Annotated in this window: 17 protein-coding genes; 4 read left to right on the plus strand and 13 right to left on the minus strand. The window is 63.5% G+C overall.

What is annotated here, in order from left to right; genetic code table 11:
• Positions 1-16 precede the first annotated feature (16 nt).
• From ACVOKO_RS01295 to lexA, 4 genes are read right to left on the minus strand one after another with little or no spacing between them, the layout of a single operon-like run.
• Positions 17-3,106, minus strand: coding sequence for an error-prone DNA polymerase (locus ACVOKO_RS01295; RefSeq protein WP_346496525.1), 3,090 nt, complete (start codon positions 3,104-3,106; stop codon positions 17-19).
• Positions 3,103-4,524 (minus strand): Y-family DNA polymerase, encoded by a 1,422-nt coding sequence (locus tag ACVOKO_RS01300; RefSeq protein WP_346496527.1) that lies wholly within the window; start codon positions 4,522-4,524, stop codon positions 3,103-3,105. Before ACVOKO_RS01300 ends, ACVOKO_RS01295 begins: the two co-directional genes overlap by 4 nt.
• A 3-nt stretch (positions 4,525-4,527) precedes the next feature.
• Positions 4,528-5,148, minus strand: a complete 621-nt coding sequence (imuA, locus tag ACVOKO_RS01305) for a translesion DNA synthesis-associated protein ImuA (protein WP_346496529.1) — start codon at positions 5,146-5,148, stop codon at positions 4,528-4,530.
• On the minus strand, positions 5,148-5,753 hold the full coding sequence (gene lexA / locus ACVOKO_RS01310) for a transcriptional repressor LexA (RefSeq protein WP_346496531.1): 606 nt from the start codon (positions 5,751-5,753) through the stop codon (positions 5,148-5,150). The genes imuA and lexA overlap by 1 nt, the downstream gene beginning before the upstream one ends.
• Positions 5,754-5,912: 159 nt before the next feature.
• Between lexA and ACVOKO_RS01315 the strand changes: the two genes are divergently transcribed.
• Positions 5,913-6,857 carry a GGDEF domain-containing protein gene (locus ACVOKO_RS01315; protein WP_346496533.1) on the plus strand — a complete coding sequence of 315 codons (945 nt, stop codon included), beginning with the start codon at positions 5,913-5,915 and terminating at the stop codon, positions 6,855-6,857.
• Between the two features lie 20 nt (positions 6,858-6,877).
• Entirely contained in the window at positions 6,878-7,252 is a 375-nt protein-coding gene (locus ACVOKO_RS01320) for a hypothetical protein (protein WP_346496535.1), read from the plus strand.
• Between the two features lie 67 nt (positions 7,253-7,319).
• Here the strand turns inward: ACVOKO_RS01320 and ACVOKO_RS01325 are convergent, their stop codons facing one another.
• The 9 genes from ACVOKO_RS01325 to ACVOKO_RS01365 form a co-directional block, all read right to left on the minus strand.
• On the minus strand, positions 7,320-8,018 hold the full coding sequence (locus ACVOKO_RS01325) for a YiaD family glycine zipper/OmpA-like lipoprotein (protein WP_346496537.1): 699 nt from the start codon (positions 8,016-8,018) through the stop codon (positions 7,320-7,322).
• A 139-nt stretch (positions 8,019-8,157) separates the two neighbouring features.
• Complete coding sequence (locus ACVOKO_RS01330; protein ID WP_346496539.1) at positions 8,158-9,567, minus strand: cryptochrome/photolyase family protein; 1,410 nt, start codon at positions 9,565-9,567, stop codon at positions 8,158-8,160.
• A gap of 14 nt (positions 9,568-9,581) precedes the next feature.
• Entirely contained in the window at positions 9,582-11,012 is a 1,431-nt protein-coding gene (locus ACVOKO_RS01335; RefSeq protein WP_346496540.1) for a replicative DNA helicase, read from the minus strand.
• Positions 11,013-11,226: 214 nt separating this feature from the next.
• Positions 11,227-11,784 (minus strand): NADPH-dependent FMN reductase, encoded by a 558-nt coding sequence (locus ACVOKO_RS01340; RefSeq protein WP_346496542.1) that lies wholly within the window; start codon positions 11,782-11,784, stop codon positions 11,227-11,229.
• Positions 11,785-11,889: 105 nt separating this feature from the next.
• A complete protein-coding gene (locus tag ACVOKO_RS01345; RefSeq protein WP_346496544.1) occupies positions 11,890-12,744 on the minus strand; it encodes an EcsC family protein in 855 nt (284 codons plus the stop codon).
• 5 nt (positions 12,745-12,749) lie between these two features.
• Complete coding sequence (gene orn, locus ACVOKO_RS01350; RefSeq protein WP_346496546.1) at positions 12,750-13,325, minus strand: oligoribonuclease; 576 nt, start codon at positions 13,323-13,325, stop codon at positions 12,750-12,752.
• Positions 13,326-13,413: 88 nt separating this feature from the next.
• Positions 13,414-13,899 (minus strand): tRNA adenosine(34) deaminase TadA, encoded by a 486-nt coding sequence (tadA, locus tag ACVOKO_RS01355; protein ID WP_346496755.1) that lies wholly within the window; start codon positions 13,897-13,899, stop codon positions 13,414-13,416.
• Positions 13,900-14,136: 237 nt separating this feature from the next.
• Entirely contained in the window at positions 14,137-14,799 is a 663-nt protein-coding gene (locus ACVOKO_RS01360; protein ID WP_346496548.1) for a hypothetical protein, read from the minus strand.
• A 141-nt stretch (positions 14,800-14,940) separates the two neighbouring features.
• Positions 14,941-16,479: a sensor domain-containing diguanylate cyclase gene (locus ACVOKO_RS01365; RefSeq protein ID WP_346496550.1), complete on the minus strand. Its 1,539-nt coding sequence runs from the start codon at positions 16,477-16,479 to the stop codon at positions 14,941-14,943.
• A gap of 223 nt (positions 16,480-16,702) precedes the next feature.
• On the opposite strand from ACVOKO_RS01365, the gene ACVOKO_RS01370 reads away from it, so the two are divergent.
• Both ACVOKO_RS01370 and ACVOKO_RS01375 read left to right on the plus strand, forming a co-directional pair.
• Positions 16,703-17,287 (plus strand): phage integrase central domain-containing protein, encoded by a 585-nt coding sequence (locus tag ACVOKO_RS01370; protein WP_430980687.1) that lies wholly within the window; start codon positions 16,703-16,705, stop codon positions 17,285-17,287.
• A 72-nt stretch (positions 17,288-17,359) separates the two neighbouring features.
• On the plus strand, positions 17,360-17,680 hold the full coding sequence (locus ACVOKO_RS01375; protein ID WP_346496555.1) for a hypothetical protein: 321 nt from the start codon (positions 17,360-17,362) through the stop codon (positions 17,678-17,680).
• Positions 17,681-17,930 lie beyond the last annotated feature (250 nt).

The following is a 17,930-nucleotide window of genomic DNA, read 5'->3' on the forward strand; positions in this document are numbered from 1 at the left end:
AGCGCTCTGCAACGGCTCAATGGAAGTCGCGGCTGCGCACGTCCAGGCTGCCCAGCAGCGAAGACAGATCATCCATGCGGCGTGCGATCAGATGACGCACGCCGTTTTCGGCTTCCAGCCGACCGCTGACCTGCATCAGCCGTGATTCCAGGAATACCTGCCGCTGGCGCTCGGCCAGCTGCCGCCAGACCACCACATTGATCTGGCCGAACTCGTCCTCCAACGTGATGAAGGTAACCCCGCTTGCAGTCGCCGGCCGCTGCCGCCCGCGCACCAGCCCGGCCACCAGCACATTGCCGGTACTGCGCATGCTTTCCAGATCCTTGGAACTGCGGCAGCGACGCGCGCTCAGCTGGTGGCGCAGGCGTGCAAGTGGATGCAGCTCCAGCGTGGTTCCCAGCAAGGCGTAATCCGCGTTGAGATCCTCGCCGGCGCTGGGCATTGGCAAGGCGACATCGGCTTCGGCCGTCGCCGGTTGGTCATCAAACAGCGGCCGCTGGTCTTCCACACCGGCAATCGCCCAACGTGCGCGATGGCGATTGCCGGCCATGCCGCGCAAGGCACCGGCATCGGCCAACAAGGCACGTGCGCGCGCATCCAGATCCGCGCGCCGGCACAGGTCGGCGATATCGGTAAACGCGGCCTGCGCCCTGGCCTGCTCGATGCGCATTGCGTCTTCGGCATTGAAACCACGCACCAGGCAGAAACCCAGCCGGATCGCCAGACGCTGGTTGTCGCGCTCCCATTCCAGCGAACACTCCCAGCCGCTGTAGCGCACGTCCAGCGGCCGGTTCGCGACGCCATGCCGGCGCACGTCCTGCAGCAGTTGGTCCGGGCTGTAGAAGCCCATCGGCTGGCTGTTGAGCAGCGCACAGGCGAACTCGGCCGGATGGTGGCACTTCAACCAGCTGCTGGCGTAGGCGATCAGCGCGAAACTGGCGGCATGGCTTTCGGGGAAGCCATAGCTGCCGAAGCCCTTGATCTGCTCGAAAATGCGTTCGGCAAAATCCAGCGGATAACCGCGATCCAGCATGCCCTCGGTCAGTTTCACCCGGTGCGGCTCCAGACCGCCGTGGCGCTTCCATGCCGCCATCGAACGGCGCAGGCCGTCGGCTTCGCTGGCGTTGTAACCGGCCGCCACCATCGCGATCTGCATCACCTGTTCCTGGAACAGCGGCACGCCGAGGGTCCGCTTAAGCACTTCCTTCAAGGCTTCGGAGGGATAGTTGATCAACTCCTCACCGGTACGCCGGCGCAGGTAGGGATGCACCATGTCACCCTGGATCGGGCCGGGGCGAACGATGGCCACTTCAACCACCAGATCGTAGAAGGTCTTCGGCCGCAGCCGCGGCAGCATCGCCATCTGCGCACGCGATTCGATCTGGAATACGCCCACCGTATCGGCGCGGCTGATCATGTCGTAGGTGGGCTTGTCTTCCTGTGGAATCGTCGCCAGGGTGTAGTGCAGGCCGCGATAACGCTGGATCAGGTCGAAGCAGCGCCGCACGGCGGTAAGCATGCCCAGCGCCAGCACATCCACCTTCATCAGCCCCAAGGTTTCCAGGTCATCCTTGTCCCACTGGATCACCGTGCGCGCGTCCATTGCCGCATTCTCCACCGGCACCATGCTGTGCAGGGCGCGCTCGGAAATGACGAAGCCACCCGGATGCTGGGACAGGTAATGCGGGAAATCGATCAGTTCATTGGCCAGTATCAGGATGCGCCGCAGCAGCGGGCTGTCCGGATCGAAGCCGTGTTCGCGCAGGCGCTCGGCATCGGGAATGCTGTCCGACCAGTGGCCGATGCAGGACGTCAGCTGGGTGATCACATCCCCCGGCATGCCCAGCACCCGCGCCACGTCGCGCAGCGCACCGCGCCCACCATACTGCGTGGCTACGGCGGCCAAGGCGGCGCGTTCGCGGCCATAGCGCGAAAACACGTATTGAATGACTTCCTCGCGCCGCTCATGCTCGAAATCGACATCGATATCCGGCGGCTCATCCCGATCCTCCGAGATGAAACGTTCAAACAACAAGTGGCTATGCGAAGGATCGAGTTCGGTAATGCCCAGCACGAAGCACACCACCGAGTTGGCTGCCGAACCACGGCCCTGGCAGAGGATGCCGATGCTGCGCGCATGGGCCACCAGATCATGCACGGTGAGAAAGTACGAGGCGTACTTCTTCATTTCGATCAGCGCCAGCTCTTTTTCGATCAAGGCTTCGGCCTGCGGCGTCATCCCATCCGGCCAGCGCTTGCGTGCGCCACGCGCCACCAGTTCGGCCAGCCAGCACTGCGCGGTATAACCGGCAGGCACCACTTCACTGGGATACTGGTAATTCACCGCTTCTTTCAGATCAAACCCGGCACAACGCCGGGCAATGCATAGGCTCTGCTCCAGCAGTTCGGCTGGATAGATCGCCTGCAATGCCGGCAGTGGACGCAGATGCCGTTCGCCATTGGCAAACAGGCGCTGCCCGGCCTCGGCAACGGTGACCCGATGGCGGACGGCAGTCATCACATCCTGCAAGGCCCGGCGTCCACGCGCATGCATATGCACGTCACCGGCAGCGACCAGTGGCAGCTGAAGCTGCTCGCCCAGCGCCTGCAGCTGCTGCAGACGCGCTTCATCGTTGGCACCGTGGTGCAGTTCCACTGCAATCCAGCAGCGTTGCGGGAACCACTGCCGCAACTGCATGCCCTCGGCAGGTTCCGGCTGCGCAGCAGGTAACCACAGCGCCAACAGGCCGCTGCGATCAACCGCAGCAAGGTCTTCGGCAAGCAGCCGATATTCGCCCTTCTCCGCACGCCGCCGCGCCTGCGTTATCAACCAACACAAGGCTTGATAGCCGGCGGCGTTTTCCACCAGCAACACCAGCTTCGGCCCGTTTTCCAATTGGATTTCGCTGCCGACAATCAGCGGCAAGCCGGTTTCCTTCGACGCACGCCAGGCCCGCACGATGCCGGCCAGCGTGCATTCGTCGGTGATGGCCAGCGCTTTGTAACCATGTGCCTTGGCCCGCGCGAACAACTCATCCGCAGTCGATGCACCGCGCTGGAAACTGAAGGCGGACAGGCAATGCAGTTCGGCATAACCGGCGCTCATGCGAACCAGCCCTGCAGCATGAAACCGCCCTCGCCGCCCACCTCGCGCCAGGCCCAGGCGTGCTGGCCGAAGCGGGTGCTGACACGGTAGTAATCACGGCGTACGTCATCGCCATCCCACCAGCCGCTTTCAATCCGCTCCGGCGCCGACAGCAGTTCCGGATTTGCCCCCGGCCAAGGCTGCGGCGTGCGCAGCAACCAACCCGGGCGCACTGGCGATGGCAGGCTGGCGACGGTTGAAGTTGAAGCTGGGGCTGGCTCACCGCGCCAGGCATATTCGGGACGATGATCGGCATGTACGCGCAGCCCATGCACGGATTGGTCGCCCAGGCGTGCGCGCAGGCGTTCACGCAACTGCTCCCACGGCATGCTCTGCTGTGGCCGGGTATCGAACAGCTCACGGTGCTCGGGGACGAAGGCCGGCAATTGATCGGCCCGCAAACCGAACTGTCGCACCGGCGCCGGCAGCTTGGCCTGTTCCAAACGGCTGCGGGCAATCTCGAACAACAGGCCAGCATCACGTTCGGCCGCAAGCAGGCCGATTTCCACCGTGGTGGGTGGGTGGTCCTCGTGTTCCAGCAACAGTGCAAAACGCTGCACGCTGCCATCGCGCCCGGCAAGAAACGCGGCCAGATCGGAGGTCAATCGCCGCAAGGGGAACAGCAGCGCCTGCGAGGTTTCCACCTCGTAACCCAGCTCGATGCGCAGCTCGAACACATCCGGCGGCTGGTACGGCTGCAATACGAAAGGCCTCTCCCCGAGCAAGGCATCCAGCTGCCGCAACACATCCGGTGCAAAGCGGCGATTGATGCTGGCCCGTGGCAAGCCCTGCAACTGTTTGACGGTGCGGATGCCCATGCGCGCGAAAGCGGCCGATGCGCTGGCACCAAACCCGGCCCGGGCCACCGGCAACTGGCCCAGCAAGGCCAGCAACCCGGCCTCATCCACGCAGATGCCATCACCGGCATTGGCCAGGGCGCGTGCTGCGACCGGATTGGGTGCCAAGGCGATCCGATGGCGGAAACCCAGCGCGCCCAGTTCCTGTCGCAGACGTGCCTCGAACTTGGGCCATGGCCCGAACAGCGCCAGGCTGTGTTCGATCTCGATGATCAAGGCCTGCGCGTATTGCAGGCTTACCTGCGAACTGAACTGGTACGCCCAGGCCGCCAGGAATCGATGCCAATCCGACTGCGCATCGGGCTCATGCGCATGTATCTCGAACCCGGTTGCCAATGCCTGCGCGGTCACCAGCGATTGCCCGGCCTTCAAACCCAACGCGGCGGCGGCGGGATTGACCGCATGCACTACCCGGCGCTGGCTCGGCCCGCTGATCAGCACCCGTGCCGCCGCCGGCTCAGCGCAGGCGCGCAACACGCCGTCCATGGCCAGATGCGGCAATAAAATGCAGGCCCAGCGCATGGTTTACTGCCCCCGGGCAAAGGGCAGCGGCCGCGGAGGCACCATGCCACCGCGGCACTTCAACACCCGCAGCTGCGCCGGCTGCGCATCGATGGCGATACGCAGCGCCGCAGGCGAAGGGTTTTTTGCCGCCTGCAACGGGCGGCTGGCAAAGCCCAATGTCTGCCCGGACTCGGCCGCCACCTGCAGCCGCCGCAAGGCCTTGTCCTCAGCCAGCTGCGGCCAGCACAGCACGGCACCGCAGCTACCCGAACGCAGGCATTGTTCGGTGGCCCAGAGCGCATCGCGCTGATCGGCCGCCTGCACCACCTGCAACTGGCGCAGGTCGATGCCCGCCGCCTGCCAGGCTGGTGCATACGGGATATGGGGCGGTGCCACCAGCACCACACGCTCACCGGCCTGGGTCAGGCGCGCCAGGCTTGGCCACAGCAGGCGCAGTTCCCCCACACCTTCGGCGGGCAACAGGATTTCGCTCAGCGCCGATTCTGGCCACCCGCCGGTCGGCAACACCGCATCCAGTTGCGCATAGCCGGTGGGCTGGCGGCTGGCCGGCAAGGGCGCAGGCCGCCCACGCCAGACCCGGCGTTCATGCAGCAGGCTATCAAGGGCAACAACCGCGCCCATCAGCCGCGCCGCACCAGACCACAGAACACGCCTTCGACGGCGAAGTCCTGATCGGGCTGCACTTCAATCGGCGCATAGGCCGGATTGCGCGGCAGCAAGCGCAGCGATGCGCCGCTGCGCGCGAGCCGTTTGATGGTCAACTCGCCATCCAGCCGGGCAACCACCGTCTGCCCGTTGCGGGCATCACTGCTGCGCCTGACTCCGACCAGATCGCCATCGAAAATACCGTCGTCGATCATTGAATCGCCCTGCACGCGCAGCAGGTAGTCCGGGCGCATCGCAAACAAACGTTCATCCAGTGCCAGGGTGTCGACCAGGCCGGCATCGGCGCCGATCGGTGCGCCTGCGGCAACCCGCCCGAGAATAGGCACCTGCAACAGCTCGGCGCGCGCCGACGGGCCCGCAGGGCGGATCCCACGCGCCTGACCGGCAGCCACTTCAATCAGCCCTGCCTCGTTCAATGCCAGCACATGCTTGCGCGCCGCCCCCCGCGAGGCCAAGCCGCAGGCGCTTGCGATTTCGGCCAGGGACGGCGATTGCCCGGCATTCACCTGGTCACGGATGTAGCCAAGGATGGCGGCGCGGCGGGGGCTGAGGTCAGTCATTGAGTACATTTGTACTCCATCTGCACAAAGCCCGCCAGAGGCTAAGCGCCTCTATTCAGGTGAACGTGCAGAACACAGCGCCGCTGCTATCTTTCGCCTCATATGGACCCAAAAGTCTCCATAAAACCGTACCCGTCACTACCGCAGGCATTGCGCAGCGTGCCACTGCGCACCATCGCCCCGGTAACCACGCTGGCCTTGCTGTGTTTTGCGCTATGGCTGTGGTTTGACGGCCAGCGCCTTGCGGCCGCCATCAGCGGCCTGTTGGCAATCCTGGCCCTGCTGTCCAGCATATGCATCCATCAGCGCCAGCCGCGCCTGGAACTCGGTGGTGTACTGCTGTGCGTGGCCACGGTGGGGGGCTGCCTGCTCTCCGCCTGGCAATTGGGCAGCGCTGCCCTGCCGTGGACTTACCTGGTGCTGATGTCGAATTTCTTCATCGTCCGCAATCAGATTGCCACGCCGCTCAACCTGATGCTGGTCGCCGGCCTGCTGCTGATGCCGGGCCTGTTGTTGGGCCAGCCAACACAGTTGCAGGCGCTGATCGTGATCGTGTTGGTTTTCGGCTTTGGCTACCACTTCTCCCATCGCCTGCAAGGCGACCGCACGCGCCTGGAAATGCTGGCCTCACTGGATGCGTTGACCGGTGTTCCCAACCGGCGGGCGCTGGAAAAATCCTTGCAGGCGCATATCGACGGCATGCGCGCAGAGCGCTTCCGGCAAGGGCTGGTGGTGATCGATATCGACAATTTCAAAGAGGTCAACGACCGCTACGGTCACGGCGCCGGCGACACCGCCTTGTCCGACCTGGCCGCGATCCTGCGTTTTGAACTGCGCGAAAACGACCAGGTATTCCGTTTTGGTGGCGAGGAGTTCGTGATCCTGGTTGATACCGGCAGCCGCGAAGCGCTGGCCCGTTTTACCGAGCGTCTGCGCAAGACTGTCTATCAATCGCTGCGCGGTCCCGGTGGCCGCATCACCATCTCGGCGGGCGCGGCGATGTATGCCGGCGAGCAACGCTGGCAGGACTGGTTTGCGCGCGCCGATGCCGCGCTGTATGCGGCCAAGGGCCAGGGGCGCAACAACGTGGTGATAGCGGAGTAACCGGAGTAACGGCTGTTTTGATGTTGGTTCTGGTTGTGGCTTTGGCTTTGGCTTTGGCTGCTTCTGCTTCTGCTTCTGCTGCTTCTGCTTCTTCTGCTACTTCCGCTGCTGCTGCTTCGGCGTTGGCTTCGGCGTTGGCTTCGGCGTTGGCTTGGCTGTTGCTGTTGCTGTTGCTGTGGCTGTTGCTCCCTTCTCCCGCCTGCGGGAGAAGGTGGTGCGCAGCACCGGATGAGGGGAGCTTTGGCTTTGGCTTTGGCTTTGGCTTTGGCTCTGGCTGTGCTTTTGTTCTGGTTGATCAAAAGCAAACCAGGCAACAGCAGGAGCTACCCCTCCCCAACCCTCCCCTGCGCCTACGGCACAAGGGAGGGAGCAAAGCGCTGCTCTCCATTGACTGAAGGAAACCAGCAAACGAAAGGGCCGCTTGCGCGGCCCTCTCTTTACTTCAGCAAACAAGCTTTCCGATCACGAACGCAGCGGGATCACGCGGATCTCTACGCGGCGATTCTGTGCACGACCTGCATCGGTGCTGTTGTCAGCAATCGGATAGGCCTTGCCTGCACCCAGGGTTTCAATGCGCTCGCGCTGCACGCCCTGTGCGGTCAGATAAGCCGCAACCGCGTCCGCACGCTCCTTGGAAATACGGTTGTTCACCGCATCGGTACCAATGCTGTCAGTGTGGCCGACCACTTCGATCATGGTCTGGTTGTACTCGCTCAAGGTGCTCGCCACGCCATTGAGTGCACCATAGAACTGCGGCTTCAAGGTGGTCTTGTTGAAATCGAAAGTGATGCCATCGGGCAGGCTCAAGGTGATGTTGTCACCGTCGCGCTGCACGTCGATACCGGTATTGGCAGTGCGCTCACGCAGTGCGCGCTCCTGACGATCCTGGTAATTGCCAACTGCAGCGCCGCCAAGTGCGCCGATACCGGCACCCACCATTGCGCGCTGACGACGTTCGGTGGCGTTGCCGCCGCTGAGCAGGCCGGCAGCAACACCGATGGCCGAGCCGATCAGCGCGCCCTTGCCGGTCTTGTTCTGCTGCTGGGTCTGGTTGCCGTACTGGTCCTGCTGCACATACGAGCCACCGGTAGCGCAGGCCGAGAGGACGGCTGCCGTCACCAGGCCAATGGAAAGATTACGAACAACAGTTAGGGTGGTCATCTGATGAGTCTCCTGATGGGCCGGACTGGCCGCGTGGATTTGCCGGGCAAGCATAAACATCACGAAGCATTACCTGCATGCATCCCAACCCGCTTCACGGGTATCCATTCATCTAACTGTCTTGCGCGTTAAGCCAGTGTCAGCGACAGCGCTGATAGGCCGCCAAGGCCTCATCCCGGCCCTTGGCCAGGTCTACCAAGGGCTGCGTCGGGTAGCTTGGTGCGTGTTCGGCCAGCAGCTGCGGGAACTGCCATGGCGCGAACCGCGCCTTGAGCGGCAGCGCGGCAAGCTCGGGCACCCAGCGGCTGATATAGCGCGCCTGCGGATCGAACTTCTGCGCCTGCGTCACCGGATTGAACACCCGGAAATACGGAGCCGCATCGGCACCGGTACCGGCGATCCATTGCCAGCCCATGCTGTTGTTGGCCAGGTCGGCATCCACCAAGGTGTCCCAGAACCAGCGTGCGCCTTCCTTCCAGTGCATGCGCATGTGCTTGCACAGAAAACTGCCCACCAGCATCCGCACCCGGTTGTGCATGTAACCGGTCGCCCATAGCTCGCGCATGCCAGCATCAACGATTGGAATACCGGTACGACCCTGCTGCCAGGCTTCCAGCATTGCCGGCTGCGCAGGCTCCCAGGCAAAGCGCTCAAAGCGTGGATTGAGATTGACGTCGCTGGTCTGTGGGAAATGGTGCAGCAGGTGGCAGGAGAACTCGCGCCACCCCAGCTGCCGCAGGTAGCCGTCGATATCGGCATCGCGACCGGCGCTGCGCATGGCTTCCAGCGTATGCGCGATACGCCACGGCGCGATCTCGCCGAAATGCAGGTGCGGCGACAGCAGTGAGGTGCCGGTACGGTCTGGCAGATCGCGCTGCTCGCGGTAACCATTGAGCGCGCCTTCGGCAAATACTTCCAGCGCCTCCTGGGCACCGGCTTCGCCGGGCTGCCAGTGCTCCCAGAAACCGGAGTCCCAGCCCAGCCGTGGCTGCAGTGCGAGTGCCTGCAAGGGCACGCCCGACACCTTCGGCGAGCTCAACTTGCGCGGCGCGTCGGACAGCTCAGGTAGCCGCCAACGGGTCAGCGCATTGCGCCAGAACGGGGTGAATACCTTGTAGGGGCCGCCTTGCAGCGTGGCCAGTTCCCACGGCTCGAACAGCAGGTAGCCGTTGTGGCTTTCAACCTGCACGCCTTGTTCGCGCAGCCCACGTTTGATCGCCGCATCACGCGGCTGAGTGGCTGGCTCGTATTTGCGATTCCAGTAGACCGCCTCAGCGCCGCTTTCGGCGATCAGCGCCTGCAACTGGGCCATGCTGTCGCCACTGCGCAATACCAAGGCAGATCCAACCGCACGCAACTGCGCATCAAGCTGCTGCAGCGAACGATGCAGCCACGCCTCCGAGGCAGCGCCCGGTGCCCATGCGCCCTCTTCCTGCGGCGCATGGATGTAGACCGGAACAACCTCATGGCCAGCCTCAAGCGCGGCCTGCAACGCCGGGTTGTCACGCAGGCGCAGATCGCGGCGGAACCAGACAATAGCTGTGGACATGCGTCGGCTCCGGCTTATTCGAACGAACCGACCGAGTCGTGACTCAGGTTGTCAAAGCGGGTGTACTCGCCGAAGAACTTCAATTTGCACGAACCGGTGGGGCCACCACGGTGCTTGCCGATGATGATCTCGGCCAGGCCCTTGTCCGGCGAATTTTCCTTGTTGTAGTAATCGTCGCGGTAGATGAAGACGATCATGTCCGCATCCTGCTCGATAGCGCCGGATTCGCGAAGATCGGCCATCACCGGGCGCTTGTCGGTTCGGGTTTCCAACGAGCGGTTGAGCTGTGACAGCGCAATCACCGGCACGTTCAGTTCCTTGGCCAGACCCTTCAGGCCACGCGAGATTTCCGAAATTTCGGTCGCGCGATTCTCGCTGTTGCCCGGCACGCTCATCAGCTGCAGGTAATCGATCACGATCAAACCAAGGTCGTGCTCACGCTTGAGCCGGCGGCATTTGGAACGCAGGATTTCCGGCGACACGCCCGGCGTATCGTCGATGAAGATCTTGGTTTCCTTCAGCATGCGGATGGCGCCGGTCACGCGGCTCCAGTCCTCATCCTCAAGCTGACCGGTACGCAGGCGCTGGGCGTTGATGCGGCCGTTGGAGGAAATCAGACGCATCGCCAGCTGCGATGCGGACATTTCCATCGAGAAGATCGCCACGCCTTTCTTGGACTTGATTGCCGCGTACTCGGCGATGTTCAAGGCCAGCGTGGTCTTGCCCATGGCCGGACGCGCAGCCAGGATGATCAGATCGGTCGGCTGCAGGCCGGCGGTCATCGCATCGAAATCGTTGTAACCGGTCGGCAGACCGGTGATGTTGCCGCCATTCTCAAAGCGGTTGCGCAGTTCCTCGAAGGCATCCTTGAGTGCACCGGGCATCGCCACGAAGTCGGTACGCCCGCGCGCACCCTGCTCGGCGATGGCGAACACCGACTTTTCTGCGGTCTGCAGCAGCTCCGAGCTGTCGCGGCCTTCAGGCTGGAAACCGTCATTGACGATATCGGTGCCGACCTGGATCAGCTGCCGCAGCACCGCCTTGTCGCGCACGATTTCCGCATAGGCGCTGATATTGGCCGCCGACGGCGTGGTGCTGGCCAGCTCGATCAGGTAAGCACCATCGGCAACCAGATCCGACTTGCCCTGCGACTCGAACCACTCACCCAGGGTGACGGCATCGAACGGACGGTCACGCTCGGACAGGTCGTGGATCGCGCGGTAGATCAGCTGATGGTCGCGCCGGTAGAAGTCCTTGTCGGTCAGCACCTCGTTGACCCGGTCATAGGCCTCCGGGGCCAGCATCAAACCACCAAGCACGGCCTGCTCGGCTTCCACCGAATGAGGGGGAACGCGCAGGGCGTCGATGCGCTGCTCGCTACGATCAGAGCGATCGTTGCGGTCACCGCGGTCGCGGTCGGAACGGAAACCAGTACGGGCGGACATGAAAAGCGTATTTCCTGCAATAAGGCCGTGCGGCCATGGTAGGTGGGCATTGCCCACCGGGATACGTACAAGTCTGTGGATAACCTGTCTACAACCCAAGCCCCAGCGGGACCGGGAGTGGGCTGGCATACAGAAACAAACACCCGGCGCCGTTGCAGCGCCGGGTGGGATTATCGCATGTGCCGCGCAGGTGCCGGCTGCTGCCAGCCGCGCATCAGGCTTTGAGCTGGTGCTCGGTCCAGGCCAGGAACTTGTCGACATAGCCCTGCAGGAACTGCCGGGTACCGTCATTGCTGATGGTGCCGTCTGCCTCTATCAGGCCATCCTTGAACTGGACGAAAGCCTCCGGCTGCGGCATCACCGCCAGGTCGACGAAAACCAGCACATTGCGCAGGTGCTGCTGCGCCAGGGCGCTACCGATGGCACCGATCGAGGTGCCGACCACCGCCGCCGGCTTGCCGGCAAAGGCGTTGTCGCCATAGGGGCGCGAGGCGGTGTCGATGGCGTTCTTGAGCACGCCGGGAATGGAGCGGTTGTATTCGGGGGTGACAAACAGCACCGCGTCAGCCGCCCGCACCTGGTTCTTCATCCGCGTGCCCTGCGCAGGGAACTGGGTGTCGTGATCCTGGTTGTAGAGCGGGATATCGCCGATTTGAATGTATTCAAATTTGGCGCGATCACCGGCCAGCTTCTCCAGCGCCAGCGCCAAACGGCGGTTGATGGACTCCTTGCGCAGACTGCCGACGAAAACCGCGATCCTGTACTGATTCATGGCCACCTCGCTTCGGAAGGAAAATACAGGCTAGAGGCTATTGGCTTCGCAACAGGTGAAGGCAGCACGGTCGCATGCGCCTACCGATGGCGAAGGGGTACAGCTTCAGGGGTGCAGCCGGCCAGTGACTCCGCCGTAGGCCAGGCGAACCGCCTCGAATCCGTACTTCTGTTCCAGCCGCTTGATGATGAAATGGCCGCGCGCCATGTCCTGGTAATAGCCGGTGAACATGGTGTTCAAGGTTGCGCCCGCTATTGCGCCGATCACCGGCACCGCCTGCGCGACAAACTTCTCCGACACCACCACGCCGAACCGGGCTGCGATTTTCTCCACCACCCTGGCCAACCATTTGCCGGCTTCCTTCGGGCCCAGCCCCAGCAATACGCCATGGCTGCCCGTAACGGCGCTGCCAGCCAATTCGGCCGACAGATGCCGCATCACCTCGGTGGTGAAGCCGCGCGCCAGGTAATAGCCAGTTTCGCTGGCATCGTCCTTGCCCGAGTTGCCACCCAGGGCGAACACTTCCAGGCAGGCCTGGCGGGTGGCCATGTCAACCAGGTCGAAGCCTTCGCTGCGAGCGACATCGGCAACCGCGCGCATGAGGATGGTGGTCGACAGCGGCAGCTCGATTGCCAACGCGGGCAAGCCGCCGGCACCGCCAAGCGCGCCGGACGCGGCGGCGGCAAGTTTGTGCAGGCGCGGCGAGGCTGCCTTGCCAGGTTGCTTGTTGTCCATCGTCCACAAGGCCGTCTGCGCGGCCTTGTACAGGGCCGCCTCGGTGACGCCCTGGATGCGCGAAGACACCGCCGAAGGCAGCTTGCGTACCGCAAACTCCAATGGCGAGCCGATCAGGTTGGCCATCTTGGCGGTGAGCGTGGGCGATTCCAACAAACCCACTGCCCGCTGCAGATCGGCCAGGTCCTGCGCGTTGTCATGCAGACGCAGAGCAAGCTCGGTCATCGTCCTCAGCCTGCTTCCGGCAACCCGGCCAGCACGCCCATGAATTGCCGGTAGTGGCGCAGTTCGGCAATGGAGTCCTGCACATCGCTCAACGCGGTATGGCTGGAGGTCTTGCTGACGCCGGCTGCAACGGTTGGCGACCAGCGCTTGGCCAGTTCCTTGATGGTGGACACGTCCAGGTTGCGGTAATGGAAGTACTTTTCCAGCCGCGGCATCTGCCGGTGCAGGAAGCGCCGGTCCTGGCAGATCGAATTGCCACACATCGGCGACGCACCGGCCTTGATCCACTCCTGCAGGAAGGCAATGGTTTTGGCTTCGGCCTGGCCCACGCTGGTGCTGCTGTCCAGCACCCGCTGCCACAGGCCCGAACGCTGGTGCTGGTTGCGGTTCCATTCGTCCATCGCTTCCAGCACCGCCAAGGAGTGGTGGATGGCGAATTCGGGGCCTTCGGCCAACACGTTGAGCTGACCATCGGTGACCACGGTGGCGATCTCGATGATGGAATCGTTGTCCGTATCCAGTCCGGTCATTTCCAGATCAATCCAGATCAACCGGTCGTTGCCTGCGCTGTTGTCCGCCATGTGCTGCCTCATGCTGGGGGCCGGCGGTCAAAGCCGCGCGGCCGGAATATCGATGCACATGATACCCCTGCCACAGGTGCTGGCCGCGTCAAAGGTCGTCGGGACTCAACAGCGGACGGCCGCGCTTGGCCCGGAAATAATTGGTCAGGCGCAGGCTGGCGTCCTTCGCCAGCACCCCGCCGAGCACCTGTACACGGTGGTTGTGACGCGGATCGCCCAGCAGGTCGAACACACTGCCGCAGGCGCCGGTCTTGAGGTCGGTGGCGGCGAACACCACCCGCGCGATGCGCGCGTGCACCACCGCCATCGCACACATGGCACAGGGCTCCAGGGTCACGTACAAGGTGCTGCCGACCAAGCGATGGTTGCCCAGCGCCTTGCCGGCCTGACGCATGGCCACGATCTCGGCATGCGCACTGGGGTCGTGGCTGGCGATATTAAGGTTCCAACCCTCGCCCAGCAACGCGCCATCGGCACCCACCAGCACCGCGCCCACCGGTATCTCGTCGAACTCGCGCTGGGCGCGGTCGGCCAGCGCCAGGGCGTGGCGCATCCAATGTTCATCGTTCGCCATCTCGGCGCTATCGCTGCCTGGAATGTCCGTCACTGCAGACCATCCGTCGCTGCGCGCACAGGGTGACGGCAGGTGCCCAGCGGCACCTGCATCGCAGCAGACAGACTGCGCGTGCGTGGAAACATGGCTTGCAACTCCGACGACCAGGGCCAGGCCCGACCGCGACATTTTACGCCAAGCAACACGCAACGCGCCCAGCCGCCCGCCCTGCGCTGCAGGACCGGGGCAGAGCTGCCTTTACTGCGCTGGCGCCACCGCCCCTTCCGCCACGTCGTCGCTGGCCTTCGGAGCGAGCGAATAAGCATAGCTTTCGTCATACAGACGCACTTCGAGCTTGTCGCGCCCGCGCCGTTCGACCGTGTAGATGCTGCCTTCCCAGTTCCCACTCATGGCGGTGATGGGATCAATGTCGCCCAGACGGCTGGCGTCAATGCGTAGTACCACCTTGTCTGCCTCATAAGAGGGCAGGACCTTGCTGAAGTACGTCGCATGCTGTCCTGACGTCATGGCGCCGTATGAGCTCGAACTGGGGTGCGCCACCAGGAACGCAAAGTTCTTGCTGAAATCGATGCCCGATAGATCGATCGACGCAATGTTCCGGCCAGGCCTGGAAAGCGCACTCAGCGACGCCACTGCATCGGCGTCGGCAATCGGGAAGAACTCGATATCGCTATAACCGGGCCTCGATTCGCCTTCCATCCCAAAACCACTGCCGCCAAGCAGCGCCGACAACATCTGCCTGCTGTTCAGCACCGGGCGACTGCTCACATGGAACTTGCTGGAAGCCTCCAACTCGGCGGCCTTGCCGGTAACGGAGAGGTTCCCTTCCTGGTCACAGCCGCTTAGCAGCAACAACGAAAAAAGGCCAGCAGCGACAAAACCAAGAAGTGACCGATGCATGCCGTACGTCCTGTACAAAGCTGCGCAGCTCGCAGCGGGCCGGCAATCATGCAATCCGTTTCCTCGCCTGTATGTAGGGAAACGCCTACTTACGCCTCACCGCATGCTCTCCAGCGCCAAGGTTCACAAAACGGCACAGATCTAGGAGCTGACGCCAATCTCACGCTGGTGCACCGAAACGCAATTCCTGCCACCGCGCTTGGACGCATACAGCATTTCATCGGCAGCCTTGAGCACGGCATCGACCTCGAAACTACTCTGCGGCCAATTGGCGACACCGAGCGAAATCGTGATCATGCCGACCTTGGGAATCTTCATTTCCTCAACCGCCTTGCGCAGGCGTTCGGCCACCTGTGCTGCGGTCGCCAGCGTAGTGGAAGGCAGCAGGATCAGGAACTCCTCGCCGCCAACCCGCAGCGGCACATCGTAGGCACGGCAGGCGTCGCGCATGCGCTGGGCGAGCTGCTGCAAGGCCGCGTCGCCGGCGGCATGGCCATGGCTGTCATTCACTTTTTTGAAGTGATCGATATCGATCGAAATAACCGAGAACGGAGTTGCCTGGCTCTCGAAGTCGGCCAATGTCTCATCCAGCCGCCGCCGGTTGCCGAGCTTGGTCAACGGATCGGTGGCCGTGTCCTCACGTAGCTTGGTGAAACTCTTGTGGAAGGCGTCAATACCGATCAGCAAGGCCTTCTTCAACTCGCGCGATTCGAAATACCAGGACTTCACCGAGCCGATGTCCTTGGCCGAGGACGGGTCTTCCATCTTGCGCGCGCCATCAGCCAACAAACGCAGCGGACGCGAAATCAAGCGTGCGCTCCACAGGATCAGGATCAAGGTCAGGATCGTCGCCGGCAGCGCCCTGTACAAGGTGCTTTGCATCAGCTGGGTCAGCGGTGCAAGCGTGGCCGCTTCCGGGCGCTGGGCAACAATCCCCCATCCCGTCGAAGCCACCGGCGCGTAGCCCGCCAGCATTCTGACACCCTGTGAGTTGACCGTACCGCCCTTGCCCGCCTGACCAGCAGCAACGCGGTCGACCACCACATTGTGCTGCACCAGATCGCCGACCCGGTTCGGGTCCGGGTGATAGATGATGCGCTTCTGTTTGTCGACCACGAACAGGTAGGAGCCGTCGACATAGAAATGCTGGCCGAGCAGCCGGTCGAGGATGTTCTCCTTCTGCAGGTAGATCGCCCCACCCACCGCACCGAGATAACGGCCGGACGCGGACACCACCGGGTGGTTGATGAAGACGATGAAGTTGCCGGTAGCCGACTGATAAGGCGCGCTGATCAGCGGCCGCTTCTCGCGCAGCGCGGTCTTCACCGCCTCGCTGCCCAGCACCCGGCCCTGCAGACCCAGGGTTTCCGGCGAGGTCGCCAGCACCTTGCCGGTCGCATCGAAGATGGTGATGGAGTTGAAGCTCTTGCTCATCATGCGCAGGCGCGCGGCTTCCTCCTCCAGCTTGGACACGTCGTCCATTTTCACGGCTAGCAGCTGCGCGGTATAGGCAAGCTGCAGCTGTGACGCCTGCAGGAAGTCTTCAGTGCTTTTGGCCAGCTTGTTGGCGTAGGCGTAGTTGCCGTCCAGCGTGGTGTCCATCAGCTGCTGGCGTTGCACCGTATAGCTGGCATAGAAGGTATTGGCGAACGGCACCAGCGCGCCCAGCAAAGTGAGCACCAAGATAAGTTTTCTGAGATCCATGGATTCCAACGCGGACGCTTGAAGGTATTGCCGCGACGAACCCACGCATACCCGGGCATGCATACCCGGGCGCGCAGCTCCCCCAAGCCGCCGCCATTTTACCAGCGGAACTGTCATCGCAGGCGCTTGCCTGGGATGGGCTGCTACACCTTCGGCGCACGCCCAACGCCCTGCCCGAAAGGTCGGCCGCCGCCGCGAGATGGGACTGGGCCCGCCTCCCTCGTCAGCCTGGCTGAAGCGCGTCAGGCAGCCATGGCACAGCGCCGCATGCTCGTCGCCGGTGAGGATCCGACATCCACCCGCCGCGCCTCCCGGGCTGCAGGCGCCAGCCGCGGACGCCTACATTGATTCTCACAGGACAGGCTGGAAGAACGACGCCCAGGCCGCCCAGTGGACCCAGTCCCTGAAGGACGACGGCCCCGCCCGCTCGGTACCCGTCGCGGAGGTCGACACGGCGATGGTGATGGCGTGCCTGCGTCCGATCTGGGAGAAGAAGACGGTCACGGCCGGCAGGGTCCGCGGCCGGATCGAGCGGGTGCTGAACTCGGCCCGAGTCCATGGCATTCGGGAGGGAGAGAACCCTGCCAGGTGGCGCGGCCACCTCGATCACCTTCCGCTAAAGCCTTCCAAGGTGCGTAAGGAGAAGCACCACGCGGCCATTCCGTACGCGGACGTGCCCGCGTTCATGGCCTCCGTGGCTGAACGCGCCGCGCGCTCCCGCCGCGCCTTGCGTTTTACCATCCTTACGGCTGCTCGCACCGAAGAGTTGTTTGGGGCCGACTAGCCGGAGTTCGACCTGGCCGGCCAGGTCTGGGCCATCCCGGCCGGCCGCATGAAGGGAGGTCGGGAGCACTCGGTGCCGCTGACCGCGGTGGCCGTGGTCGTCTTGACCCCTCTCAGCCGTAAAGAGCAGCCGTTCAAGCTGTCCGAGAAAGCCATGCTGTATCTGGTCCAGAAGCCAGCACCCAAGGGGTTGGGCCTACCCTTCACGGTTCACGGCTTCCGGTCCAGTTTCCGCGACTGGGCTGCCGAGGAAACCGAGACGCCCAATGAAGTGGTGGAGATCGCGCTGGCCCACGCGATCAGGAACAAGGCCGAGGCTGCCTACCGCCGCGGCGCATTGCTGGATCGCCGGTGGGTATTGATGGATGAGTGGCAGGCTTATCTGGGGTTGTAGTGCCGAGCCAAGCTCGGCACGCCACCTAACAGGACGGCCGAGTGCCGCAGACGGGCGCTTCTCCAGCTACCGTCGCCCCCACTTCTCCAGCGCAATCGCTGCCGTCTCGGCTCGCAGCTTTGCTTCGTGCCGACGCGCCCATTCCTCGCATCCTGCCCGGCCCGTCTCGTAGGTTCGGCAGTTGCGAGACGGGCGGGACGCACCTCCGTTCGGCGGTGGCAGGTGATAGTCCAGGTTGACGAACCACGAT

Source organism: Stenotrophomonas sp. STEN240, from assembly GCF_056756175.1.